At 72.3% G+C, this 23,731-nt stretch carries 18 protein-coding genes and 2 tRNA genes; 13 read left to right on the forward strand and 7 right to left on the reverse strand.

Annotated elements, in window-relative coordinates; genetic code table 11:
* Window positions 1-1,957, reverse strand: a 1,957-nt coding sequence (pepN, locus tag BI06_RS19480) for an aminopeptidase N (protein ID WP_043470075.1), incomplete at its 3' end; no start/stop codon positions are given.
* A 362-nt stretch (window positions 1,958-2,319) separates the two neighbouring features.
* On the opposite strand from pepN, the gene BI06_RS19485 reads away from it, so the two are divergent.
* Window positions 2,320-2,886: a disulfide bond formation protein DsbA gene (locus BI06_RS19485; protein WP_233290242.1), complete on the forward strand. Its 567-nt coding sequence runs from the start codon at window positions 2,320-2,322 to the stop codon at window positions 2,884-2,886.
* Window positions 2,887-2,968: 82 nt separating this feature from the next.
* On the opposite strand, the gene BI06_RS19490 is transcribed toward BI06_RS19485, so the two are convergent.
* The gene (locus tag BI06_RS19490) at window positions 2,969-4,390 is read right to left on the reverse strand and encodes an amino acid permease (RefSeq protein WP_043470078.1); all 1,422 of its coding nucleotides are present in this window, start codon (window positions 4,388-4,390) and stop codon (window positions 2,969-2,971) included.
* 334 nt (window positions 4,391-4,724) lie between these two features.
* Here BI06_RS19490 and BI06_RS19495 point away from each other — a divergent pair, with 334 nt between their 5' ends.
* From BI06_RS19495 to BI06_RS19510, 4 genes are all read left to right on the forward strand, one after another.
* Entirely contained in the window at window positions 4,725-5,333 is a 609-nt protein-coding gene (locus tag BI06_RS19495; RefSeq protein ID WP_030397383.1) for a biotin transporter BioY, read from the forward strand.
* Between the two features lie 58 nt (window positions 5,334-5,391).
* On the forward strand, window positions 5,392-5,883 hold the full coding sequence (locus BI06_RS19500; protein ID WP_030397384.1) for a ribose-5-phosphate isomerase: 492 nt from the start codon (window positions 5,392-5,394) through the stop codon (window positions 5,881-5,883).
* A gap of 533 nt (window positions 5,884-6,416) precedes the next feature.
* Window positions 6,417-7,559: a PP2C family protein-serine/threonine phosphatase gene (locus BI06_RS19505; RefSeq protein ID WP_030397385.1), complete on the forward strand. Its 1,143-nt coding sequence runs from the start codon at window positions 6,417-6,419 to the stop codon at window positions 7,557-7,559.
* 506 nt (window positions 7,560-8,065) lie between these two features.
* Window positions 8,066-8,260, forward strand: coding sequence for a hypothetical protein (locus BI06_RS19510; protein ID WP_030397386.1), 195 nt, complete (start codon window positions 8,066-8,068; stop codon window positions 8,258-8,260).
* A gap of 37 nt (window positions 8,261-8,297) precedes the next feature.
* Here BI06_RS19510 and BI06_RS19515 read toward each other — a convergent pair whose 3' ends face one another.
* Complete coding sequence (locus tag BI06_RS19515; RefSeq protein ID WP_030397387.1) at window positions 8,298-9,092, reverse strand: DUF6348 family protein; 795 nt, start codon at window positions 9,090-9,092, stop codon at window positions 8,298-8,300.
* Between the two features lie 268 nt (window positions 9,093-9,360).
* On the opposite strand from BI06_RS19515, the gene BI06_RS19520 reads away from it, so the two are divergent.
* Window positions 9,361-9,924, forward strand: a complete 564-nt coding sequence (locus tag BI06_RS19520; RefSeq protein ID WP_030397388.1) for a hypothetical protein — start codon at window positions 9,361-9,363, stop codon at window positions 9,922-9,924.
* A gap of 77 nt (window positions 9,925-10,001) precedes the next feature.
* On the opposite strand, the gene BI06_RS19525 is transcribed toward BI06_RS19520, so the two are convergent.
* A tRNA-Gly gene (locus BI06_RS19525) sits at window positions 10,002-10,075 on the reverse strand.
* 144 nt (window positions 10,076-10,219) lie between these two features.
* Here BI06_RS19525 and BI06_RS19530 point away from each other — a divergent pair.
* The 7 genes from BI06_RS19530 (at window position 10,220) to BI06_RS50935 (ending at window position 19,059) form a co-directional block, all read left to right on the forward strand.
* Window positions 10,220-10,293: transfer RNA gene (locus tag BI06_RS19530), tRNA-Pro, on the forward strand.
* A gap of 541 nt (window positions 10,294-10,834) precedes the next feature.
* On the forward strand, window positions 10,835-12,259 hold the full coding sequence (tig, locus tag BI06_RS19535) for a trigger factor (protein WP_043470080.1): 1,425 nt from the start codon (window positions 10,835-10,837) through the stop codon (window positions 12,257-12,259).
* Window positions 12,260-12,527: 268 nt separating this feature from the next.
* Window positions 12,528-13,145, forward strand: a complete 618-nt coding sequence (locus BI06_RS19540) for an ATP-dependent Clp protease proteolytic subunit (protein WP_051741530.1) — start codon at window positions 12,528-12,530, stop codon at window positions 13,143-13,145.
* Window positions 13,146-13,202: 57 nt separating this feature from the next.
* A complete protein-coding gene (locus BI06_RS19545) occupies window positions 13,203-13,865 on the forward strand; it encodes an ATP-dependent Clp protease proteolytic subunit (RefSeq protein WP_030397391.1) in 663 nt (220 codons plus the stop codon).
* 278 nt (window positions 13,866-14,143) lie between these two features.
* Complete coding sequence (clpX, locus tag BI06_RS19550; RefSeq protein WP_030397392.1) at window positions 14,144-15,433, forward strand: ATP-dependent Clp protease ATP-binding subunit ClpX; 1,290 nt, start codon at window positions 14,144-14,146, stop codon at window positions 15,431-15,433.
* A gap of 173 nt (window positions 15,434-15,606) precedes the next feature.
* Window positions 15,607-18,246, forward strand: a complete 2,640-nt coding sequence (locus BI06_RS19555; protein ID WP_030397393.1) for a valine--tRNA ligase — start codon at window positions 15,607-15,609, stop codon at window positions 18,244-18,246.
* A gap of 276 nt (window positions 18,247-18,522) precedes the next feature.
* On the forward strand, window positions 18,523-19,059 hold the full coding sequence (locus tag BI06_RS50935) for a hypothetical protein (RefSeq protein ID WP_030397394.1): 537 nt from the start codon (window positions 18,523-18,525) through the stop codon (window positions 19,057-19,059).
* A gap of 105 nt (window positions 19,060-19,164) precedes the next feature.
* Here the strand turns inward: BI06_RS50935 and BI06_RS19565 are convergent, their stop codons facing one another.
* From BI06_RS19565 to BI06_RS19575, 3 genes are all read right to left on the reverse strand, one after another.
* Window positions 19,165-20,697: a chitinase gene (locus BI06_RS19565; protein ID WP_030397395.1), complete on the reverse strand. Its 1,533-nt coding sequence runs from the start codon at window positions 20,695-20,697 to the stop codon at window positions 19,165-19,167.
* 185 nt (window positions 20,698-20,882) lie between these two features.
* Window positions 20,883-22,049, reverse strand: a complete 1,167-nt coding sequence (wecB, locus tag BI06_RS19570) for a non-hydrolyzing UDP-N-acetylglucosamine 2-epimerase (RefSeq protein WP_051741427.1) — start codon at window positions 22,047-22,049, stop codon at window positions 20,883-20,885.
* A gap of 98 nt (window positions 22,050-22,147) precedes the next feature.
* Complete coding sequence (locus BI06_RS19575) at window positions 22,148-23,581, reverse strand: glycosyltransferase (protein WP_233290226.1); 1,434 nt, start codon at window positions 23,579-23,581, stop codon at window positions 22,148-22,150.
* Window positions 23,582-23,731: the final 150 nt, after the last annotated feature.

Raw genomic sequence — 23,731 nt, forward strand, 5'->3', positions numbered from 1 at the left:
GCTGGTGGTCGCTGCCGGGTGCGGCGGCGCGCAGTTCGCGCAGCGCGCTGTCGGCGAGCAGCCGGCCGCCCTCGCCGCGCCAGGCGGGGTCGGCGTAGAGGTCGACGGCGGTCCTGGCCTGGGCGTGCAGCGACTGCAGGACGCCGATGTTGCCCTCCTGGCCGCCGAACCGCAGGACCAGCGCGACGTAGTCGCGGGCCGGCATCAGGGCGTCCCGGGTGAGGTTCCAGACGGCGGACCAGGCGAGCGCGCGGGCCAGGTCGTCCTTGATGTCGCCGAGCCCGGCGCGCAGGGTCTCCAGCGACTCCTCGTCGAAGCGGATCTTGCAGTACGTCAGGTCGTCGTCGTTGAGCAGGACGAGCGCGGGCCGGGCGAGGCCGGCGGCGCCGTCAACGACGGTGCGGGCGCCGGTGACGTCCAGCTCGAAGCGCTCGGTGCGCACCAGCGCGCCGTCGGCGTCGCGGTCGTAGAGGCCGACGGCGATCCGGTGCGGGCGCTGGACGTCGCCGTCCTGGAGCACGGCGAGTTCGGTGATCCGGCCCTCGGCGTCGACGGTGAGCTGCGGGGCGAGGGTGTTGACGCCGGCGGTCTGCAGCCAGGCGGCGGCCCAGGACTTGAGGTCGCGGCCGCTGGTCTCCTCCAGGATGTCCAGCAGGTCGGCGAGTTCGGTGTTGCCGAAGGCGTGCCGGTGGAAGTAGCGGCGGGCGCCCTCGAAGAAGGCGTCGGCGCCGGCGTACGCCACGAGCTGCTTGAGCACCGAGGCACCCTTGGCGTAGGTGATGCCGTCGAAGTTGAGCTTGGCGTCCTCGAGGTCCCGGATGTCCGCCGTGATCGGGTGGGTGGTGGGGAACTGGTCCTGCCGGTAGGCCCAGGCCTTGCGCTGGTTGGCGAAGGTGACCCAGGCGGCCCGGTAGCGGGTGCCGGCGCCGACCAGCCCGTAGGAGCCCATGAAGTCGGCGAAGGACTCCTTCAGCCACAGGTCGTCCCACCAGCGCATGGTGACCAGGTCGCCGAACCACATGTGCGCCATCTCGTGCAGGACGACGTTGGCGCGGGCCTCGTAGGCGGCGTCGGTGACCTTCGAGCGGAAGACGAACTCCTCGCGGAAGGTGACGCAGCCGGGGTTCTCCATCGCGCCGATGTTGTACTCGGGGACAAAGGCCTGGTCGTACTTGCCGAAGGGGTACGGGTAGTCGAACTTCTCGTGGAAGAAGTCGAGTCCGAGCTTGGTGACGCCGAGGATCTCGTCGGCGTCGAAGTACGGGGCGAGCGAGCGGCGGCAGAGCGCGGCGAGCGGGATGTCGAGCACGGTGCCGTCGGCGAGGGTGCGGCTGTAGTGGTCGCGCACGACGTGGTACGGGCCGGCGACGACGGCGGTGAGGTAGGTGGAGATCGGCTTCGTCGGCGCGAACTCCCAGGTGCGGGCGGAGCCGTCCTCGGTGACGCTCTCGTGCGCGGCGTTGGAGCGGACGTCCCAGGCGGCCGGCGCGGTGACGGTGAAGGTGAACGGCGCCTTCAGGTCGGGCTGTTCGAAGGTGGCGAAGACCCGGCGGGCGTCGGCCGGCTCGTAGTGGGTGTAGAGGTAGGTCTCGCCGTCGACCGGGTCGGTGAAGCGGTGCAGGCCCTCGCCGGTGCGGCTGTAGGCGCAGTCGGCCTCGACGGTGAGCACGTTCTCGCCGGCCAGGCCGTCGACGTGCACCCGGGCGCCGTCGTAGGCGGTGGCCGGGTCGAGGGCGCGGCCGTTGAGGGTGACGGCGCGGACCGCGGGGGCGAGCAGGTCGACGAAGGTCGAGGCGCCCGGTTCGGCGCAGCGGAAGGCGACGGTGGTGGTGGACCGGAAGGTCGCGGCCGCCGGATCGGGGGCCGAGGTCAGGTCAAGCCGGACCCGGTAGCTGTCCACGGTGAGGATGCTGGCCCGCTGCTGGGCTTCGTCGCGGCTCAGGTTCTTGCCCGGCACGGCGGTACTCCTTTGTCCGGCTCGCACGGTGGTGCGGTCTTCGCTGGTGCACTGGTGCGGCGCTCTGTGACGCTGCGGGGGCATCCTTTCACGCCCCCCGCGCCGGTACCATTGCACAACTCGTCGGGGCGGGCCGGAATCAGCGGCCGGGTCCGGGTGTTGGGGGGTGACGGGGCGGTCGCGCGGGTCCGCGCGGCCCCTGCCCCCCGACCGCTTTCCTGCCGCGTCTCCCCGGACGACGCCCGGACGACCCTCGAAGGACGACAGCCGTGACGACTGCCGCTGATTCCGCCGCCGCTTCCACCGCCACCGAGCGCAGGACCGCCGACTTCTGGTTCGACCCGGCCTGTCCGTGGGCGTGGATGAGCTCCCGCTGGCTGATCGAGGTCCAGCAGCTCCGTCCGGTGGACGTGAAGTGGCACGTCATGAGCCTGTCGGTGCTGAACGAGCACCGCGACCTGCCGGCGAACTACCGCGAGCTGCTGGACAACGCCTGGGGCGCGGTGCGGGTGTGCATCGCCGCGGCGGAGAAGCACGGCGAGGAGGTGCTGGGCCGGCTGTACACCGAGCTGGGCACCCGCTTCCACAACCAGGGCCTGCCGCAGAACCGGGAGACGATCGAGGCGGCGCTGGCCGCGGCCGGTCTGCCGGTGGAGCTGGCGGACGCGGCCGGTACCGATGCCTTCGACGAGGCCCTGCGGTTCTCGCACAAGGAGGGCATCACCCTGGTCGGCGAGGACGTCGGCACCCCGGTGATCGCGGTCGAGGGCGCGGACGGCGGCCGGGTCGCGTTCTTCGGCCCGGTGGTGACCCCGACCCCGCGCGGCGAGGACGCGGCCCGGCTGTGGGACGGCACGCTGCTGGTGGCCTCCACTCCGGGCTTCTACGAGCTCAAGCGGACCCGCACGGCGAGCCCGTCCTTCGAGTAGCCGCCCGCCGCGGGCAGCGGCACATGCGGGAGGGTCCGGTACCAGCTGGTACCGGGCCCTCCCGCATGTCGTGTCCGGCCCGTCAGCCGCTGGTGGTCGCGGCGGCGGCGTCGCGGCGCTGCTTCACCAGACCGGCGGTGATCAGCAGTGCGACCAGCACGCCGGCGGCGTACAACTGCTCGCGGTTGCCCTCGGTGGTGGTCATCAGCGCCAGGATGCCGACGACGGCGGCCATCGCGATCCAGGTCAGGTACGGGTAGCCCCACATCCGGACGGTCAGCAGCTCGGGCGTCTCGCGCTCCAGCCGGCGGCGCATCCTCAGCTGGACGACGCAGATGAACAGCCAGACCACCAGGATGGCGACGCCGGTGGTGTTCATCAGCCAGGTGAAGACGGTGTCGGGCCAGAACTTGGCGGCCAGGACGGCGCCGAAGCCGAACAGGCAGGAGGCCAGCACGGCCCGCCGGGGGACCCCGCCGCTCACCTTGGCGAGCGCGCGCGGGCCCTGGCCGCGGCCGACCAGCGAGTACGCCATCCGGGAGGCGCCGTAGATGTTGGCGTTCATCGCGGACAGCAGCGCGATCAGCACCACCACCTGCATGATCGTCCCGGAGCCGGGCACCCCGAGGTGGCTCAGCACGGTGACGTAGGGGCCGTCGGAGACGACCGCCGGGTCCTTCCAGGAGACCAGGGTGACGACCAGGGCCATCGAGCCGATGTAGAAGATCGCGATCCGCCAGACCGCGGTGCGCACGGCGTTGGCGACGTTGCGCTTGGGGTCGTCGGACTCGGCGGCGGCGATGGTCACGGTCTCCAGGCCGCCGTAGGCGAACACGGAGGCGAGCAGGCCGACGATCAGTCCGCTGGTGCCGTTGGGCAGGAAGCCGCCCTGGCCGGTGAGGTTGGTCGTGCCGGGGGCGCCGGGGCCGATCACCCCGGCCAGGCCGAGCCCGCCGAGCACCAGGAAGGCGACGATCGCGGCGACCTTGACGGTGGCGAACCAGAACTCGAACTCGCCGAAGTTCTTCACCGCGGTGAGGTTGCTGGCGCAGAAGAACACCATGAACAGGGCGACCCAGACCCAGGCGGAGACGCCGGGGACCCAGCCGTTGACGATCTTCCCGGCGGCGGTGGCCTCGGCGGCGACGCCGCAGCAGAGCATCACCCAGTACATCCAGCCGGCGGTGATCCCGGCCCACGGGCCGATCTCCTTCTCCGCGTGCACGGAGAAGGAGCCGGAGGCGGGGCGGGCCGCCGACATCTCGCCGAGCATCCGCATGATCAGCATGACCAGCAGGCCGGAGAGCACGAAGGCCAGGATGATGGCGGGCCCGGCCGCCGCGATGCCCGCGCCGGAGCCGACGAAGAGGCCGGCGCCGATGACGCCGCCGAGCGCGATCATCGAGAGGTGGCGCTGCTTGAGCCCGTGGGAGAGCTGTTGGCCGCCGCCCGGGGGAGCGGGCGTGGTGGTCCCGGGCGCCGTGGGCGCGGAGGTGGGGGCCATGGGGGTGGGATCCAGACTGTTCGACATGCGGTGCGAGTTGCCCAATATCCGGGGACGAGGCCTTCGGTGCCAAGAATGTCCGGTTCGGGCCCAGAATGCGGACCCTGCAATGACTCTACTCGCCTGCCCGGTTGCACTCGGTAGCGAGAAGTGGGCAGGGGTGGGTCCGGGGCGGTCGGCGGGCGGGGGTGGGACCCGACAAGGACGGGGCCCGGGGGTTTGTCCGGATCCATGGCGGTCGCCCGGGTGATCGACGCGTAGGTTCGGAGTGATCACTCACTCCGTCCGTCGGCCCCCGGCCGTCCGGATCCGCACCGTGCCGAGGAGAAGCCCGATGGCCACCGCCAGCACCCCAGTCCCCAGCCGCGCCGTCCTGGCCGACCTGCTGCCCGCCGTCGGCACCCGCCTCGGCACCCAGGCCCGGGACCTCGCCCTGGTCGCCGGGGGCGCCGCCCTCACCGGCCTGGCCGCCCAGCTGTCGGTGAACGTCCCCGGCTCCCCGGTGCCGGTCACCGGCCAGACCTTCGCCGCCCTGCTGGTCGGTACCGCGCTCGGCGCCCGCCGCGGCGTCGCCTCGCTCGCCCTCTACCTGCTGGCCGGCGCGGCCGGCCTGCCGTGGTTCGCCGAGGCCACCTCGGGCTGGGCGACGGCCTCGTTCGGCTACGTGATCGGCTTCGTGCTGGCGGCCGGCCTGGTCGGCGCCCTGGCCCGGCGCGGCGCCGACCGCTCGCCGGTGCGCACCGCCGCCGCGATGGTGCTCGGCAGCCTCGCCATCTACGCCGTCGGGGTGCCCTACCTGGCGTTCGCGCTCGACGTGCCGATGGCCCGCGCCGCCGAGCTCGGCCTCTACCCGTACCTGGTCGGCGACGCCCTGAAGGCCGCCCTCGCGGCCGGCGCCCTCCCGCTCGCCTGGAAGCTGCTCGGCCGCCGCCGGGACTCGTGACCGGGGCTCACCGGCCCCCTGCGGAGCCCGGGTACGGGCGCATGCCACACTCATGGGCATGCGCGTGTACCTGGGCTCCGACCATGCCGGATACGAACTGAAGAACCACCTCGTGGAGTGGCTGAAGGAGGCCGGCCACGAGCCGGTCGACTGCGGGCCGCACATCTACGACGCCCTCGACGACTATCCGCCGTTCTGCCTGCGGGCCGCCGAGCGCACCGCCTCGGACCCGCAGTCGCTGGGCATCGTGATCGGCGGCTCGGGCAACGGCGAGGCGATCGCCGCCAACAAGGTCAGGGGCGTCCGCGCCGCGCTGGCCTGGAGCGAGCAGACCGCCGCGCTCGGCCGCGAGCACAACAACGCCAACGTGATCTCCATCGGCGGCCGGATGCACACCGAGGAGGAGGCGACCAAGTTCGTCGAGATCTTCCTCAACACCCCGTACAGCGGCGACGAGCGGCACACCCGCCGGATCGACATGCTGAGCGTGTACGAGACCACCGGCGAGCTCCCGCCGGTCCCGGCCCACCACCCGCAGCAGGAGGGCTGACCCTCCCGCCCGCGGCGGCCCCCCACGATCGGCCTCCCACGACCGGCTTCCCACGACCGGCTTCCCACGACCGGCCGCGCCCCGACGGCGCGGCCGGTCGTCGCGTTCCCGGCCCCGTCCCGGCGGGCCCGGCGGGGCCCGCGGAGCGGCCGGAACCGGCCGTACGGCAGCTGAACGGCAGCTGGACGGCAGCTGTGTGATCGTCGTGCGACCGCTGTGTGATCGGCCACAGCGCGCACCCCGGCGCGCGCCCCGACCGACCGCCCGCGCGCGGGCCGCGTGCGCCGCCCGGGCGGTTCGTACGCCCCGTGCCCGTACGCCTGCTGACGCTCCGGACGGCGCCCGTCGCAATCGGCCGAAACCCGCTGACACGCCCGCGCCGACGGGACACCGCCACCGCCCCGGCCGTCGACGCCGACGGGGAGCGCTGGATATGGTCGGTCCCCATGGCTGGCAGACCGCCGGGCACACCGCCCCAGACGACTGCGACGAGGCCCGGCGCCGCTCCGGCGTCCGACCCCGTGACGGCCCGGTTGCGCAAGAGGCTCCGCCGGGTCCGCCGAAGGCTGCGCACTGCCGCCGTCGACTGGTTCCGCGGCGGCGCCGCCGACTGGCCGGTGCTCTGCGCCCTGGCCCTGCTGGTGCCGCTGCTGATCGTGCTCAACGTCCGCTGGCCCGCCTGGGCCCCGCCCACCGCGCTGGTCCTGCCGATCCTGGCGGCCGCCCTGCTGCTGCGCCCCGGCTCGCTGGTGGTGCTGTACGCGCTGGCCGCGCTCGGGCTGTCCGCCGAGTCGGTCATCCACACCGGCCAGCGCGTCGCCAGCGACCATCCCGAGGCCTACACCTACGGGGTCACCCCCGGCGCCGCCCTGGTGGTCGGCGCGGCCGGGGTCGGCGGCCTGCTGCTGGCCCAGTTCCGCAGCCGGGTCGGCGTGCCCTGGTGGGGCGGCTCGACGATGCTCTTCGACCTGCGCGAGCGGCTGCGGGTGCAGAGCCGGGTGCCCCGGCTGCCGGAGGGCTGGCACGCCGACATGGCGCTGCGCCCGGCCGGCGGGCAGTCCTTCTCCGGCGACTTCGTGGTCGCCGACCGCACCGGCCCGGGCCGGCGGGTGCTGGAGGTGGTCCTCGCGGACGTCTCCGGCAAGGGCATGGACGCGGGCTCGCGGGCGCTGCTGCTCTCCGGCGCGTTCGGCGGACTGCTCGGCTCGCTGCCCGCCCACGACTTCCTCCCGGCCGCCAACGGCTATCTGCTGCGGCAGTCCTGGGAGGAGGGCTTCGCGACGGCCGTGCACCTGGTGCTCGACCTGGACACCGGCGAGTACGAGCTGCTCTCGGCCGGCCACCTGCCGGGGATGCAGCGGCTGGCGGGCGCCGGCCGCTGGGAGACCAAGGAGGCCCTGGAGGGCCCGGCGCTGGGCATCTACGACGGCGCCAAGTTCGAGGGCGTGCGGGGTCGGCTGAACCGCGGCGACGTCCTGATGCTGTGCACCGACGGCATGGTCGAGGCGCCCGGCCGGGACCTCTCCGAGGGCATGGACCGGCTGATGGGCGAGGCGGACCGGCTGGTGCCGGGCGGCGGCCCGGGCGCCGGCGGCGGCTCGGCGTCCCGGCTGATCGAGACGGTCGCCCGGGACATCAACGACGACCGCGCGGTGCTGCTGCTCTGGCGCGACTGAGCGCCCGGCCGGCCCCGGCCGGGGCCGGTGGACGGTGGCATGTGCCAAGGGCAGCTGCTGTCAACCCCCGGAGCTGATCTTCGGCCAATTCCGGTGCTCCGGAGGCGGAGCGGACCTGCCGGTTCCGGTCCGGCCCGCCGAACGTTTCCCGGCCGCTCAGCGGCACCCCGCCGACGAATCGTCAGGATGTCTCGACTATCGTCCCGGTCGGCGGAAACTCGTCTCGCATCGCAGGATGTCGGCGTTCGACAGACAGTCAGACCTTTACGCAATCGGCATGGTCGACCACACTGAGTCCGGGCGGGACTGTTCAGGATTCGGGGGATGGGGGGCGTCACATGCGGCACGAAGGACACCGTGCGGCCGTGCCGGGCGGCCCTCCCTCCGGCCTCGACGTGCCGGACGAACTGCTGTTCCGCCTCGGGACCGTCGGACAGGCCGGGGTCCGGCTTCACAGGGGTCGTCAGCCGGTGGCGCCCCGCTATGAAACGAGGAAGTGAGTCCGGGTGGCACTCTCCGTCTCCGCGCTGGTCCTGTTCGGCATCGTCTGCTTCATCTTCATCCGCCAGAAGCAGCTCAAGACCGGGCACTTCATCCTGGCCGCCCTGTTCGGCTTCATGCTCAACCAGAGCACGGCCGCCAAGCCGATCCAGGACTTCCTGAGCCAGGTGGCCAAGTCCATCTCCGGCATCGCCAGCTGACCTGCGGCCCGCCGGCCCTCCGCGGCCGGCGAACCGTTCACCGGTCCGCGCGTCTCGCCTGCCGCCACCGTGCGAACAGGCCCTGCGGGCGTGCCGCCGCCACGGCCGCCGGCCGGGCCGGACCGGCCCCGTCGGCGCCCGTCGCCGGTGCCGCAGGCTCCCCGTGGGCCGTCAGCAGGACGAACAGCCGCGCCCAGCACAGCCTTTCGCCGCGCGGCCAGTCCAGCGCGCGCAGCGCCGCCGAGGCTGCCTCGCTGACCTCGCCGTCGACCCGGACCTCGGCCACGTCGTCCCCCGCGCGGCCGCCGAGGAACAGCTTCACCCCGTGCGGCCGCCGCCCGCCCGGCCCGGCCAGCTCCGCCAGCAGCGCGGGCGCCAGCGCCGGCACCACCCGGTTCCCGGCCAGCCAGGCGGCCAGCCGCTCGTTGCCGAACCCGAACACCGCCGCCGGCCCCTGGACGGCGTGCCAGCCCGGCAGTTCGGGGTGGTCCGCGTGGTCGCCGTGCGCTCCGCGCCCCTCCGCCAGCTCTACCAGCGCGCTCGCCGTGGTGGTCGCCCACATCCGCACCGCGTTGTCGAGCTTCTCCTCCTCGGTCTTGCCGAGGCCCGCCGTGCAGTCCCACACCACCGGCGCGTCCGCCCGGCCCAGCTCCAGCACCCAGCCGAGGTCGACGTGACCGGGGCCCTCGCCGTCCTGGTGCTCGCGCACGGCCACCGCCGTGGTGCCGGGACCGCGCACCACCTCGCCGTCGGCGGTGAACACCTGCCCGAGCCGTGCCATCTCCCGGACCACGCAGCGCTGTATGACGGCCAGTCGGTCCTGCGGGCGCACGGGGACTCCTAGGCTCGGGGCTTCGAATCGTCTCGAACTGTCGTCTGCCCGTCGAACTGCTCTCGAACGCCGCCGAGGCTATCGGCCCGGAGGCCACCCGGGAAACCGCAGGGGAAACCGCACGGGAAGCGGCCCGGGCACGGCGGCGCCGGGTCCGGACCGGCCCGGGCGCCTACCCGGCCGCGGACCCCGCGCTCCGGTCGCGGGAATGTCACTGATGCCCCACTTTGGGTAGCGGACACCACTGGCACCGCCTGGAGAACGCCGCATGCCCCGCACCGCCCCGAAACCCCCGCCGGTACCGCTGCTCACCCCGGACGCCTCCGGCCTGGTCGCCGAGATCGAGGCGTACCTGGCCTCGCTGCCCGCCCCGGCGCGCACCCCGGCGCCCTACCTCCCGCCGCACGGCGGGCCGTACGTCTGCCCGTTCGGCTCGGTGCTCCGGCCCTGGTACGCCGACCACGCCCCGCCCCGCGCCACCCTGCTCGACCGCGCGCTGCGCCGCCCGCCCCGGCCGGTCCCGGTGACCGCCGCCGAGCACCTCGGCCTCGCCTCCCGCTACATCACGGCGCACGGATGGCTGCAGGGCGCGATGTGGGACGGCGCCGGCCGGGTCTGCCTGCTCGGCGCCCAGGCCGCGGTGCTCGCCCACGGCTACGGCACCCCGGCCACCGTCCGCACCGCCCGGGGCCAGCTGATGGAGGTGCTGCACACCACCGGCCGCCGGGTCCACTCGCCGGACGAGTTCAACGACCGGCCCTCCACCCGCCAGTCCGACGTGCACCGGCTGCTGGAGCGGGCCGCCGCCCGCGCCGCCCGGCTCGGCCTCTGAACCGCCCGCGCCGGCGGCACGGTCCCGGACATGCGAACGGCCCCGACGGATGCTCAGCATCCCTCGGGGCCGTTCTGTGGAGCGGGCGACGAGAATCGAACTCGCGTGACTAGTTTGGAAGACTAGGGCTCTACCATTGAGCTACGCCCGCGCGATCCCCCGGCCGTCACCGGACGGAAGGTCGGGAACAGCGTACCTGGTCCGGTCGGCTGCGCGCACACCCCATTCCCGTGAGGGCCTCGGAATATCTCGCCGATCCGGCAGGGCCCGGCGTGTACGCTTCCTCTCGGCACCACGGGGTGTGGCGCAGTTTGGTAGCGCGTCCGCTTTGGGAGCGGAAGGCCGTCGGTTCGAATCCGGCCACCCCGACAGAGTGCGCAGGGTCTCGCCCACGGCGGGGCCCTGTTGTCGTTGGCGGCGTCCCCGACGCCCGGCCCGACCCCTTTTCGACCTCCCGTTCCTCCCCGCGGCGCGGCGTCCCTCGGCGCTTCCCGGAAAGCTGTCCCGGAGAGCTCGCCGGAGAGTTCGCCGGAGAGTTCGCCGGAGTGCTCGCCGGAAAGAGTGCCGCACACCACACTCCGGGCGCGCGCTCCCGGGCGCGGACGCCTCCCCGATCGCCCGCGAACAGGGCGGAAACACCCCGGAACGGCCCCGAAGGGCCGTCTGCGGCGGCGGCCTGGCGTCCGCCTTTCGTGGTACCGGTAGGATGGGGCGCTGGCGGTAGTCCCTGTGGCGTCAACCCAGGCCGACCGCACGAGGGCGAGGAGTCACGCTCACCGTCCACCCCCCACGGGAGATGCAGCTCCAACCGCCCATCGCCCGTCTCGCCCGACTCGACCGAACCGGCTCCGGCCGGCCGTCCGGGGAGGGTGCAGGCAACCCGACCGCAAGCCCCATAGGAGACCCAACCGTGAAGAGCGCCGTCGAGACTCTGAACCCGACCCGGGTTCGACTCACCGTCGAGGTGCCCTTCGAGGAGCTCAAGCCCAGCCTCGACGCGGCGTACAAGAAGATCAACCAGCAGGTCTCGGTCCCGGGCTTCCGCAAGGGCAAGATCCCGAACCGGGTCATCGACCAGCGCTTCGGCCGTGGCGCTGTGCTGGAGGAGGCCGTCAACGACGCCCTCCCGCGCTTCTACACGCAGGCCGTCGACGAGGGCAAGATCGAGGTTCTCGGACAGCCCGACATCACCAACATCGAGGGTGTCGAGAAGATCGCCGATGGCGGCGACCTGAAGTTCACCGCCGAGGTGGACATCCGTCCGGAGATCACTCTCCCGGACTTCTCGGCCATCGAGGTCACCGTCGACCCGATCGTGGTCTCGGACGAGGACATCGACAAGTCCCTGGAGCAGCTGCGCGAGCGCTTCTCCTCGGTCAAGGACGTCGAGCGCGCCGCGGCCGCCGGTGACACCGTGGTCCTCGACCTCGAGGCCAAGGTCGACGGCGAGGTGCCGGAGGACGGCACCGCGTCCGGCGTCAGCTACGAGATCGGCTCGGGCCGTCTGATCGACGGCATCGACGAGGCCGTCGTCGGCCTGGAGGCCGGTGGCACCGCGACCTTCACCACCGAGCTCAAGGGCGGCACCCAGGCCGGCCAGACCTCCGAGGTCACCGTCACGGTCACCGCGGTCCAGGAGAAGGAGCTGCCGGAGCTGGACGACGAGTTCGCCCAGCTGGCGAGCGAGTTCGACACCCTGGAGGACCTGAAGGCCGACTCCCGCAAGCGCCTCGAGCGCATGAAGGAGTACGACCAGGCCACCCAGGCCCAGGAGAAGGTGCTGGACGCGCTGCTCGGCCTGGTCGAGATCGAGTTCCCGGAGAAGCTCCTCAAGGACGAGATCGAGACCCGCAAGCACAACCTGGAGCACCACCAGCTGGAGCCGATGGGCCTCACGCTGGCGGCTTACCTGGAGACCCAGGGCAAGTCGGAGGAGGAGTTCCTGGCGGAGACCGAGGAGCAGGCGAAGAAGGGCATCAAGACCCAGTTCGTCCTGGACCAGATCGTCGCCGACGAGGAGCTCAACGTCTCCCAGGAGGAGCTGACCGAGCACCTCATCCGTCGCGCCGCCGGCTCGGGCCTCACCCCGGACCAGTTCGCCCAGCAGGTCGTCCAGGGCGGCCAGGTTCCGCTCCTGGTCGGCGAGGTCGCCCGCGGCAAGGCGCTGGCCACCGTGGTCGAGGCCGCCAAGGTCGTCGACACCGAGGGCAACGAGGTCAACTTCGACGACGACGAGGCCGACGAGTCGGCCGAGACCGTCGAGGCCCCGGCCGCCGAGGCCGAGGCCCCGGCCGCCGAGGCCGAGGCCGAGGCCGAGGAGAAGACCGAGGCCTGATCGCCCCGGTAGCCTCGCTCGACCCGAGGTCCCTCAGCGGGCCCGGACGCCTTACGGTGTCCGGGCCCGCTGCCGTTGCCGCCGCGAACCCTGCGCTCACAGCGAACAGTTCTGCGTGAGGGATTCTGCGGCCCGGCCTGCGCGTTAGGGTCCATGGACAGCAACAATCACGACGTGATACCCGGAAGCTGTGCGACACCGTGACGGCCGTGGAGCGACCGTCCAAATCGACTGAGCAGGTGGCTAAGTGACGTACCCGCAGATGCAGATGCCCGGCCCGATGGCGCCGCACGCCGCCGCTGGTGACGTGCTCGGCGGCCTCGGCGACCAGGTCTACAACCGGCTGCTCAACGAGCGGATCATCTTCCTCGGTCAGCAGGTCGACGACGACATCGCCAACAAGATCACCGCTCAGCTGCTGCTGCTGGCCGCGGACCCGGACAAGGACATCTTCCTCTACATCAACTCCCCGGGCGGCTCGATCTCGGCCGGCATGGCGATCTACGACACCATGCAGTACATCAAGAACGACGTCGTGACGATCGCGATGGGCATGGCGGCCTCGATGGGTCAGTTCCTGCTGACCGCGGGCGCCAAGGGCAAGCGCTTCTCGCTGCCGAACGCCAACATCCTGATGCACCAGCCGTCCGCCGGTCTCGGCGGTTCGGCCACCGACATCCGGATCCAGGCCGAGCAGCTGCTGCGCACCAAGAAGCGGATGTCGGAGCTGATCGCCTTCCACAGCGGCCAGTCCTTCGAGCAGATCACCCGGGACTCCGACCGTGACCGCTGGTTCACCCCGGAGGAGGCCCTGGACTACGGCCTGATCGACGCGATCATGCACAGTGCCGCGGACGTCCCCGGCGGCGGCGGCACCGGCGCCTGAGCCCCGCCCCGGGCCCACGAGACCACAGCCACAACGCTCCGGAGGACCAGAACACCCATGAACATCCCCAGCCTGTCGGCCGCCAAGGCCCGCGTCGAGGACATGCGAGCGGAGGGCCGCTACATCGTCCCGCGCTTCGTCGAGCGCACCTCCCAGGGCATCCGCGAGTACGACCCGTACGCCAAGCTGTTCGAGGAGCGCATCATCTTCCTCGGCTCCCAGGTGGACGACGTCTCGGCCAACGACATCATGGCGCAGCTGCTGTGCCTGGAGTCGATGGACCCGGACCGCGAGATCCAGATGTACATCAACTCGCCCGGCGGCTCGTTCACGGCCCTGACGGCCATCTACGACACCATGCAGTACGTCAAGCCCGACATCACCACCGTCTGCATGGGCCAGGCGGCCTCGGCGGCGGCCGTGCTGCTGGCGGCGGGCACCCCCGGCAAGCGGATGGCGCTGCCGAACGCCCGCATCCTGATCCACCAGCCGTACACCGAGACCGGCCGCGGCCAGGTCTCCGACCTGGAGATCCAGGCCCGGGAGATCTTCCGGATGCGCGAGCAGCTCGAGGAGATGCTGTCGAAGCACTCCAACAAGTCGGTCGAGGAGGTCCGCGAGGACATCGAGCGCGACAAGATCCTCACCGCCGAGGAGGCCGTCGAGTACGGTCTGGTGGACCTGGTCATCTCGACCCGCAAGGCCTCGCTGACCTCCTGAGGCCAGCACCCCCCGCGGCGCCCTCCTCGGGACGCGGGGGCCGGGGCGGGGCGCGCGATCGGTTCGCGCGCCCCGCCTCCGGCACACCAGCGGCTCCTCCGACGGCATCTGTTCGGTATCAATTCGCCCAGGGCGTAGGGCAGACCCGGCGAAGAGGGCGGAATCGACGGCTCGGCAGAGTACCGTCGGACAGCGAGACCGATCGCCGTCGGCGTCTTCGGTCCACAGCACCAGGCCCCGGATCCCCCGCGGGGCCCCTGGCGAAGGGGAAGCACCTCGTGGCACGCATCGGAGACGGTGGCGACCTGCTCAAGTGCTCGTTCTGCGGCAAGTCGCAGAAGCAGGTGAAGAAGCTGATCGCCGGCCCAGGCGTGTACATCTGCGACGAGTGCATCGACCTGTGCAACGAGATCATCGAGGAGGAGCTCGCCGAGACCTCCGAGGTGCGCTTCGAGGAGCTGCCGAAGCCCCGCGAGATCTACGAGTTCCTCGACCAGTACGTGGTCGGCCAGGACCTCGCCAAGAAGGCGCTGTCGGTCGCGGTCTACAACCACTACAAGCGGGTGCAGGCCGGTGAGGCCGGGCGCAGCGGCGGGAACGGCCGCGAGGACGCCATCGAGCTGGCGAAGTCCAACATCCTGCTGCTCGGTCCGACCGGCTCCGGCAAGACGCTGCTGGCGCAGACCCTGGCCCGGATGCTGAACGTGCCGTTCGCGATCGCGGACGCCACGGCGCTGACCGAGGCCGGCTACGTCGGCGAGGACGTCGAGAACATCCTGCTGAAGCTGATCCAGGCGGCGGACTACGACGTCAAGAAGGCCGAGACCGGGATCATCTACATCGACGAGATCGACAAGGTCGCCCGTAAGAGCGAGAACCCGTCGATCACCCGGGACGTCTCCGGCGAGGGTGTGCAGCAGGCGCTGCTGAAGATCCTGGAGGGCACCACCGCCTCGGTGCCGCCGCAGGGCGGGCGCAAGCACCCGCACCAGGAGTTCATCCAGATCGACACCACCAATGTGCTGTTCATCGTGGGCGGCGCGTTCGCGGGCCTGGAGCGGATCATCGAGGGCCGGGCGGGTGCCAAGGGCATCGGCTTCGGGGCGAACATCCGCTCGAAGCGGGAGCAGGACGCCAGCGACCACTTCCGTCAGGTGATGCCGGAGGACCTGGTCAAGTTCGGCATGATCCCCGAGTTCATCGGCCGTCTCCCGGTGATCACCAGCGTGCACAACCTCGACCGCGAGGCGCTGCTGCAGATCCTCACCGAGCCGAAGAACGCGCTGGTCAAGCAGTACCGCAAGCTCTTCGAACTCGACGGCGTGGAGCTGGAGTTCTCCCGGGACGCGCTGGAGGCCATCGCGGACCAGGCGATCCTGCGGGGCACCGGCGCGCGCGGTCTGCGGGCCATCATGGAGGAGGTGCTGATGTCCGTGATGTACGAGGTCCCCTCGCGTCAGGACGTCGCCCGGGTGGTGGTGACCGGGGACGTCGTCTCCAAGCACGCCATCCCGACCCTGGTGCCGCGCGACATGATCAAGCGGGAGCGGCGCGACAAGAGCGCCTGAGACCCCTCCGGCCCGCCGGTCCGTCCGTCGGACCCGGGCCGGGACGAGGGCCCCGGTACCGCCTCCGCGGCGGCGCCGGGGCCCTCGCGCGTGCGCCCGTCCGGGCCGGTCCGGGAGTCCGGGGGGTGAAAGGCGTTCGTAACCGGGTTCCCGGGTTACGTAAACTGTGCGTCGTGACCGACACCACGAACCAGCGCCCCGCCAGTACGCCCGCAGGGGACGACGCAGCCACCCTCCCGACGACCTACGCTCCGGCGGACGTAGAGGGCGAGCTGTACGAGCGCTGGGTAGAGCGCGGTTACTTCACCGCCGACGCCACGAGCGACAAGCCCCCGTTCACCATCGTCATCCCGCCGCCGAACGTCACCGGCTCGCTGCACCTGGGCCACGCCTTCGAGCACACGCTGATCGACGCCCTGGTCCGCCGCAAGCGGATGCAGGGGTTCGAGGCGCTGTGGCAGCCCGGTATGGACCACGCCGGCATCGCCACCCAGAACGTGGTCGAGCGCGAGCTGGCCAAGGAGGGCAAGTCCCGCCACGACCTGGGCCGCGAGGAGTTCGTCGAGCGGGTCTGGAAGTGGAAGGCGGAGTCCGGCGGCCAGATCTCCGGCCAGATGCGCCGGCTCGGCGACGGCGTCGACTGGTCGCGCGAGCGATTCACCATGGACGAGGGCCTGTCGCAGGCCGTCCAGACCATCTTCAAGAAGCTCTTCGACGACGAGCTGATCTACCGGGCCGAGCGCATCATCAACTGGTGTCCGCGCTGCCTGACCGCCATCTCGGACATCGAGGTGGAGTACCAGGACGACGACGGCGAGCTGGTCTCGATCCGCTACGGCGAGGGCGAGGACTCCATCGTCGTCGCCACCACCCGGGCCGAGACGATGCTCGGTGACACCGCGGTCGCCGTCCACCCGGACGACGAGCGCTACCGGCACCTGGTCGGCACCGAGATCGAGCTGCCGCTTACCGGCCGCCGGATCCCGATCGTCGCCGACGAGCACGTCGACCCGGAGTTCGGCACCGGCGCCGTCAAGGTGACCCCGGCCCACGACCCGAACGACTTCGAGATCGGCCAGCGCCACGGCCTGCCGAACATCGCGGTGATGGACGAGCACGCGGTGATCACCGTGCACGGCCCGTTCCTGGGCCTGGACCGGCTGGAGGCCCGCTCGGCGATCGTCGCCGCGCTGCGCGCCGAGGGCCGGATCGTCGCCGAGAAGCGCCCGTACGTCCACTCGGTGGGCCACTGCTCGCGCTGCAAGACCACCATCGAGCCGCGGCTGTCGATGCAGTGGTGGGTCAAGGTCGGCCCGCTGGCCCAGGCGGCCGGCGACGCCGTCCGGGACGGCCGGGTCAAGATCCACCCGCAGGAGATGGAGAAGCGCTACTTCGACTGGGTGGACAACCTGCACGACTGGTGCATCTCGCGCCAGCTGTGGTGGGGCCACCGGATCCCGGTCTGGTACGGCCCGAACGGCGAGATCGTCTGCGTCGGCCCGGACGAGCAGCCGCCGGCCGGCGAGGGCTGGCACCAGGACACCGACGTCCTGGACACCTGGTTCTCCTCGGGCCTGTGGCCGTTCTCCACGCTCGGCTGGCCGGAGCAGACCGAGAGCCTGGCGAAGTTCTACCCGAACTCCGTCCTGGTCACCGGCTACGACATCCTGTTCTTCTGGGTCGCCCGGATGATGATGTTCGGGCTCTACGCGATGGACGGCACCCCGCCGTTCCACACCATCGCGCTGCACGGCATGGTCCGTGACCAGAACGGCAAGAAGATGTCGAAGTCCTTCGGCAACGTGGTCAACCCGCTGGACTGGATGGACAAGTACGGCTCGGACGCGCTGCGGTTCACGCTGGCCCGCGGCGCCAACCCGGGTGTCGACGTCCCGATCGGCGAGGACTGGGTCCAGGCGGCCCGCAACTTCGCCAACAAGATCTGGAACGCGACCCGCTTCGCGCTGATGAACGGCGCCACCGTCGAGGGCCCGCTGCCCGCGCCGGAGGAGCTGACGGCCGCGGACCGCTGGATCCTGTCGCGGCTGAACAGCACGGTCGCCGAGGTGGACGCGCTGTACGACGACTACCAGTTCTCGAAGCTCTCCGAGGCGCTGTACCACTTCGCCTGGGACGAGGTCTTCGACTGGTACGTGGAGCTCTCCAAGACCACCCTGGCCAAGGGCGGCCCGCAGGCCGACGCCGCGCGCCGGGTCCTCGGCGAGGTCCTCGACATCACGCTGCGGCTGCTCCACCCGATCGTGCCCTTCGTCACCGAGACGCTGTGGACCACGCTCACCGGGGCCGAGTCGCTCGTCATCGCCGACTGGCCGCAGGACAGCGGGTTCCGCGACGCCGGCGCCGAGGCGGAGATCGCCACCCTGCAGCGGGTGGTCACCGAGGTGCGCCGGTTCCGCACCGACCAGGGCCTGAAGCCGGGCCAGCGGGTCCCGGCCCGGCTGGACCTGGACGGCACCGTGCTGGCCGTCCACGAGGACGCGATCCGCTCGCTGCTGCGTCTGACCGTGCCGGAGGAGGGCTTCGCGGCCACCGCCTCGCTGCCGGTCGCCGGTGCCACCGTGGCGCTGGACCTGTCCGGCACGATCGATGTCGCGGCGGAGCGCAAGCGCCTCGCCAAGGACCTCGCGGCGGCCGAGAAGGAGAAGGCCCAGACCGCCGGCAAGCTCGGCAACGAGGCGTTCCTCGCCAAGGCGCCGGACGACGTGGTCGCCAAGATCCGGACCCGCCAGGAGGCCGCCGAGGCCGACATCGCCCGGATCACCGCCCAGCTCGCGGCGCTGCCGCAGGGCTGACGCGCCGACGGCTCTCCGGAGCCGTCGCCCGGTCCACCAGGAGCCGCACCCCGCCGACGCGGGGTGCGGCTCCTCCGCTTTTCCGGATGTCGGCTGATCGGGAGTCCCAATAGCCCAATTCGTTGCTCCCTTCCGGCGAATATTCATCCTGGATCGGGTGAGGTCCTATTCCTTCCGAATTGATCCCGGTCTTGCCCGCGCGGTTTCGCGGAATTTCGCAGGTCGGATGTGTACGGTGTGCTTCGAGTTCCGGACAGTGAGGGACGACGGGAGGGCATGGGCGTGGTGGTGGTGACCGAGGTGTTGGCCGACGAGCTGCCTGCCGAGGCGGTCGAGGAGGCCAAGGCGCGCGCGGCGACCCTGCTGCTCGCCTTCCGGCACGGCAACCAGCTCGCGTTCGACCACGCGCTGGACCGGCTGCTGGACGAGCACGTCGAGCGCGAGGTGACCACGCTGCTCACCTGGATCGCCGCCGAGGCGGTCCGCAAGGCCTACGCGCCCGAGGTGGGCGACCGGGTGCTGCGCTCGATGGCCCGGCGGGCCCCGCGCGACACCGGCGCGGTGCACGTCGAGGAGGACGGTGTCGACGCGGCCCGGCTGATCGAGGCGGTCGCGGCCGGCGAGGTGACGGAGGTCAGGGACCTGGTCGCCGCCACCCCCGACACCACCTTCCTGCTCGGCGGGCTGCTCCAGGGCGTGGCGATGATGCTGCCGCTGCTGCCGGAGGGGGAGCTGGCCGAGATCACCGCCGAGCTGCGCCGCCGGCACGGAGGGGTGCCCGCAGGCGTGCCGGAGGCCCGGGCCGGCGTTTAGGGCTTGTCTCTCGGATCCTTGCCGGGGGCCGACAAAATCCAAGAGACAAGCCCTGACCGGCTCCGGGCCTCCGGCCCCACCTCGTCGGCGGGGTCCGCGTGCCGGTTACGGCATCGCGTGCAGGTGCGAGCCGACGGTGGAGGCGATGCCGCCGCCGGCCTTGGCGTCCCAGTTGGTCGACCAGGTCATGGCCCCGCCGATCCCGGGCCACTTGGTGTCGGGCTTGAAGCTGCCGCAGTTGGTGCCGGCGGCCAGGCAGTCCAGCGCGTTGTTGACCACGCTCGGGCTGACGTAGCCGCCGCCGGCCGCGCTGGTGGAGGCCGGCACGCCGAGGCCGACCTGGTCGGGCCGCAGCCCGCCCTTGAGCTGGATGCAGGCCAGGCCGGTCAGGAAGTTGACGGTGCCCTGGGAGTACACCTGCCCGTCGCAGCCCAGCATCGCGCCGGAGTTGTAGTACTGCATATTGACGATGGTGAGGATGTCCTTCACGTTCAGCGCCAGCTTGAAGTACTCCGCGCCGGTCGACTGCATGTCGATGGTCTGCGGCGCCATGGTGAGCGTGAAGCCGGAGCCGGCCTTCGCCGCCAGGGTGTGCAGCGCCTGGCCCATCCAGGTGGAGCTGACGCCGTTCTCCAGGTCGATGTCGACGCCGTCGAAGCCGTAGGTCTGCATCAGCGACCAGGCGCTGTTGGCGAAGTTGGTGGCGGAGGCGGAGCTGTTGACGGACACCGTGCCCTTCTCGCCGCCGACCGAGAGGATCACCTTCTTGCCGGCCGCCTTCTTGGCCGCGATGTCGGCCTTGAACTGCGCCTCGGTGTAGCCGCCGAGCCGGGAGGAGAGCGTCGGGTCCAAGGCGAAGCCCAGGCCGCCGGGCGTGCCGGTGGCCTCGGCGAAGGAGACCGCGATGATGTCGTACGCGGCCGGGACGTCGCTGATCCGCTGCACGGTGGCGCCGTTGTCGAAGTTCTGCCAGTAGCCGGTGAGCAGGTGCCTGGCCGGCGGCCGGGGCGTGGTGGCGGTGGGGGAGGGCGTGGTGGTGTCCGTGGGCGACGGGCCGACGGTGCCGGTCGGGGTGGGGCTGGTCGCGGTGGGGGAGGGCTTGGGGTCGCCCGGGCCGAGCAGGGAGACATCGTCGGCCAGGAAGGCCGGCTGCCCGTACCAGCCGTGCAGGTAGACGGTGACGCTGGTGGTGGCGGCCCCGGTGGTGAAGGTGGTGCTGAGCTTGGACCAGCCGGTGCCGCCGGGGGTCCAGGTGCTCGGATCGGTGCCGCCGGTGCCGCGGGCGCCGAGGTAGACGTACGAGCCCTGGACCCAGCTGCTCAGCGTGTACGTCGAGGAGGGCTTGACCGTGACGGTCTGGGTGCACTCGCCGGTGGCGCTGCCGCTCGGGGTGGAGCGCAGCGCGCCGGTGCCGGCGTGGACGGTGGCGGTCTCCGGCGCGCCGGCCGCGCAGGTCCAGCCGTTGAGGCGGTTGGCGTCCTCGAAGCCGCCGTTGGTGACGAGTTCGACGTCGCTGGGGGCGGCCTGGGCGCCGGCGCCGCCGGCGAGGACCAGGCCGCCGAGGCCGAGGGCGACGGCGGTGGCGCCGGCGAGCAGTGAGTGGACGGCGCGCGGGCGCCGGTGGGTGGCAGGTGGCATGGCTCCATCTCCGGTGGGGGAGGCCGGCGGTCCTCGTGGGGGAGGGCCGTCCGGGTGTCGACGGATCTGTGTGCGGGAGCTACCGACAACACAAGTCCCTGTCGGGGGAGGAGACTTGCCTTCACAAGGTGGAGTAGACCAATTCCGCTGTCAAGAGGGCCCCCGGCCGGGCGGCCCCCGGCGGGTCAGGCGGCCTGCGGTACCGCGGAGGGCCCGTGGGCGAGCCGGGCGGTCAGGTCGGCGATCCGGGCGGAGGCCAGGCCGTCCCCGTACGGGCTGGGGGTGCCGGCGAGCCGGGCGAGCCGCTCCGGGGTGTCGGCGAGCCAGGCGCGGGCGAGCACGCCGAGTTCGGCACCGGGCGCCACCAGGGCGGCGAAGCCGGTCTCGACCGCCTCGGGCCGTTCGGTGGAGCGGCGCACGACCAGCAGCGGGCGGCCGAGCACGGTGCACTCCTCCTGCACCCCGCCGGAGTCGGAGACCAGCAGCGCGGCGTGCCGGGCGAGGCCCAGGAAGTCGGCGTAGCCGACCGGTCCGGTCACCGTGAGCCGGGCCAGCAGGCCGTCCAGGGCGAAGCGCTCGACGGCGGCCCGGGTGCGCGGGTGCATCGGGAACAGCACCGGTGTGCCGGCCCGGGCGATCCGGTCGAGTTCGGCGAGGACGGCGCCGAGCGCCTCGGCGGTGTCGGTGTTCTCCGGCCGGTGCACGGTGGCGAGGACGTAGCCGTCCGCGGCGAGGCCGTGCCCGGCGAGCAGGGCGGCCCGTTCCCCGGTGCCGGGCAGCGAGCGGCGGACCACCTCGACGACGGTGTTGCCGGTGAGCGCGATCCGCTCCTCGTCCAGGGACTCGGCGCGCAGGTTGGCGGCGTTGTCGGGGGTGGCGGCGCACAGCAGGTCGGAGACGTGGTCCACCATCACCCGGTTGTGCTCCTCGGGCATCGCCCGGTCGAAGCTGCGCAGTCCGGCCTCGACGTGGACCAGCGGGATCTCCCGGGCGTTGGCGGCGAGCGCGCCGGCCAGGGTGGCGTTGGTGTCGCCCTGGACGACGACGGCGGCCGGGCGGTCCTCGGCGAACGCGGCGTCGAGCTGGCCGAGCGACTGGGCGATCTGGCCGGCCCGGGGGCGGCCGCCGACGCCGGTGAGCAGCTCGGGGCGGGGCAGGCCGAGGTCGCGCAGGAAGCGGCCGGACATCGCCTCGTCCCAGTGCTGGCCGGTGTGGACCAGCCGGGTGGCGGGGCCGAGTTCGTGGATCAGCGGGGCGAGCTTGACCAGCTCCGGGCGGGTGCCGAGGACGACGGCGACGCTGCCGGGGGCGAGCGGGCGGGCGGCGGACCGGGGGGCGGGGCACAGGCTCATGGCGGGACGGCTCCGGGGTCTGGGGGCGGGGCGGCGGGCTGCCGGACGGCGGGGCGGCGGCGGACGAGGGGGGAGGGAGGGCGGCGGCGCGGCCGGGGTCAGGACTCCAGGGCGGTCGGGGCGCCGACGGCGACCTTCTCGGCGTTGCGCCGGGTCTTGGCCCAGCCGTTGCGGCCGAGCAGGATCCGGACGGCGGCCCGGGTGGCGACCACGAACAGGTGGTAGGCGTAGAGCCAGACCAGGACGCCCCAGAACAGGCCGGTGAGCCTGCTCCGGTCGGGGCGGACGAGCCGGCGGTAGGTGGGGCCCCAGAAGACCATCGGCAGGGTGGCGAGCACGAAGGCGGCCACCATCCAGGGGCCGTAGGTCAGCTGGAAGTCGGCGGTCTCCTCGGGGAAGAGCACCAGTCCGGCGCCGGTGATGGCGAGCGACAGCGGGGTGAGGACGACCAGCAGGACGCAGACCACCGGCTGGAGGAAGGTGTACAGCACCTCGGCCTTGCCGGCGGGCCGGTAGTGCGGCGAGCGCAGCACCCGGCCGGTGTAGCGCAGGCACTGCATGTTGCCCTGGGCCCAGCGGGTGCGCTGGGTGAGGAAGCGGCGCCAGGAGACCAGGGCCTCCTGGGAGACGTTGGTCTCGGTGACGTGGGTGAGCCGCCAGCCGGCCAGCCGCAGGTCGAGGCCGGACTCGTAGTCCTCCAGCAGGGCGCGCTCGGGCCAGGGGCGGCCGTCGCGGCCCTCCTCGGCGGTGAGCGAGTCGAGGGCGGTGAGCCGGACGAACTGGCCGTTGCCGCCGAGGCCGACGCTGCCGGTGCGGCGGCGCAGCAGCTGCATGCCGGCGTTGTTGGCCTGGAACTCGACGTCCTGCATCCGGACCAGGGCCCGGGCGAGGGCGTTGGCGAGCCGGCCGCGGCCGGCCAGCGGGCGCGGGTCCTCGGCGTTGCGCATCCGCACGCCGATCTGCACGGCGCCGGTGTCGGGGCGGCCCATCGCGTGCTCGTTGCCGACCTGTTCGAGGGTGCCGGGGTCGAGCTGCCCGTCGGCGTCGACGACGCCGAGCACGACCCGGGAGCGGTCGGTGCCGGGCGGCAGCGAGGCGGAGATCTCCCGGTAGGCGGCGTTGAGGGCGGCGCCCTTGCCGATCCGGGCTTGCGGGCGGCGGCGCTGGACGAGGTGGACCAGGGCGTCGTGCCCGGCGGCGGCCAGCACCAGGTCGCGGGTGGCGTCCTCGCTGTCGTCGTCGATCACCCAGAGGTGGGCGGCGGGGGCGACGGCGCGCAGTCCGGCCAGGGTCTGGGCGATCACCGCCTCCTCGTCCCGGCAGGGGATCATCAGGTGCCACTGGAAGGCGGCGGGGTCGCCGGGGCGGGCCGGGCGGTTGCGCCGGAAGGCGTTCCGGGAGCCGGCCCAGTAGACCAGGAAGCGGCCGAAGACCAGGGCCATGTAGAGCACGAGGGCCAGCGAGATCAGCCCGGCGAGCTGGACGAAGCCGTCCCGGCGCATCTCGAAGAACTGGCGCAGGGCGTCGGGCATGGCGCGGTGCTCCTCATGATCAAAGGCGATCTGTCTCCCTGGGGTGCGAATCAATGCTTCATTGCGGTCTGATATCGCCAAAACGATAGTAAACGCGAAAAACGGCCAAGTCGGGCAAAGTGGTGGTTCTCACCCCGTCGGGAGCGGCGC

The organism is Kitasatospora sp. MBT66, from assembly GCF_000710405.2.
Taxonomy (GTDB): Bacteria; Actinomycetota; Actinomycetes; order Streptomycetales; family Streptomycetaceae; genus Kitasatospora; species Kitasatospora purpeofusca.

What these genes read in the sequence shown, in the direction of transcription:
- BI06_RS19485 (WP_233290242.1), top strand. Translation starts at nt 2,320, where the DNA reads ATGAGCTCCCGCTGGCTGATCGAGGTCCAGCAGCTCCGTCCGGTGGAC.
- BI06_RS50935 (WP_030397394.1), top strand. Translation starts at nt 18,523, where the DNA reads ATGGGCGTGGTGGTGGTGACCGAGGTGTTGGCCGACGAGCTGCCTGCC.
- BI06_RS19495 (WP_030397383.1), top strand. Translation starts at nt 4,725, where the DNA reads ATGGCCACCGCCAGCACCCCAGTCCCCAGCCGCGCCGTCCTGGCCGAC.
- BI06_RS19540 (WP_051741530.1), top strand. Translation starts at nt 12,528, where the DNA reads ATGCCCGGCCCGATGGCGCCGCACGCCGCCGCTGGTGACGTGCTCGGC.
- BI06_RS19490 (WP_043470078.1), bottom strand. Translation starts at nt 4,390, where the DNA reads ATGGCCCCCACCTCCGCGCCCACGGCGCCCGGGACCACCACGCCCGCT.
- BI06_RS19575 (WP_233290226.1), bottom strand. Translation starts at nt 23,581, where the DNA reads ATGCCCGACGCCCTGCGCCAGTTCTTCGAGATGCGCCGGGACGGCTTC.
- wecB (WP_051741427.1), bottom strand. Translation starts at nt 22,049, where the DNA reads ATGAGCCTGTGCCCCGCCCCCCGGTCCGCCGCCCGCCCGCTCGCCCCC.
- BI06_RS19520 (WP_030397388.1), top strand. Translation starts at nt 9,361, where the DNA reads ATGCCCCGCACCGCCCCGAAACCCCCGCCGGTACCGCTGCTCACCCCG.
- BI06_RS19500 (WP_030397384.1), top strand. Translation starts at nt 5,392, where the DNA reads ATGCGCGTGTACCTGGGCTCCGACCATGCCGGATACGAACTGAAGAAC.
- BI06_RS19545 (WP_030397391.1), top strand. Translation starts at nt 13,203, where the DNA reads ATGAACATCCCCAGCCTGTCGGCCGCCAAGGCCCGCGTCGAGGACATG.
- BI06_RS19565 (WP_030397395.1), bottom strand. Translation starts at nt 20,697, where the DNA reads ATGCCACCTGCCACCCACCGGCGCCCGCGCGCCGTCCACTCACTGCTC.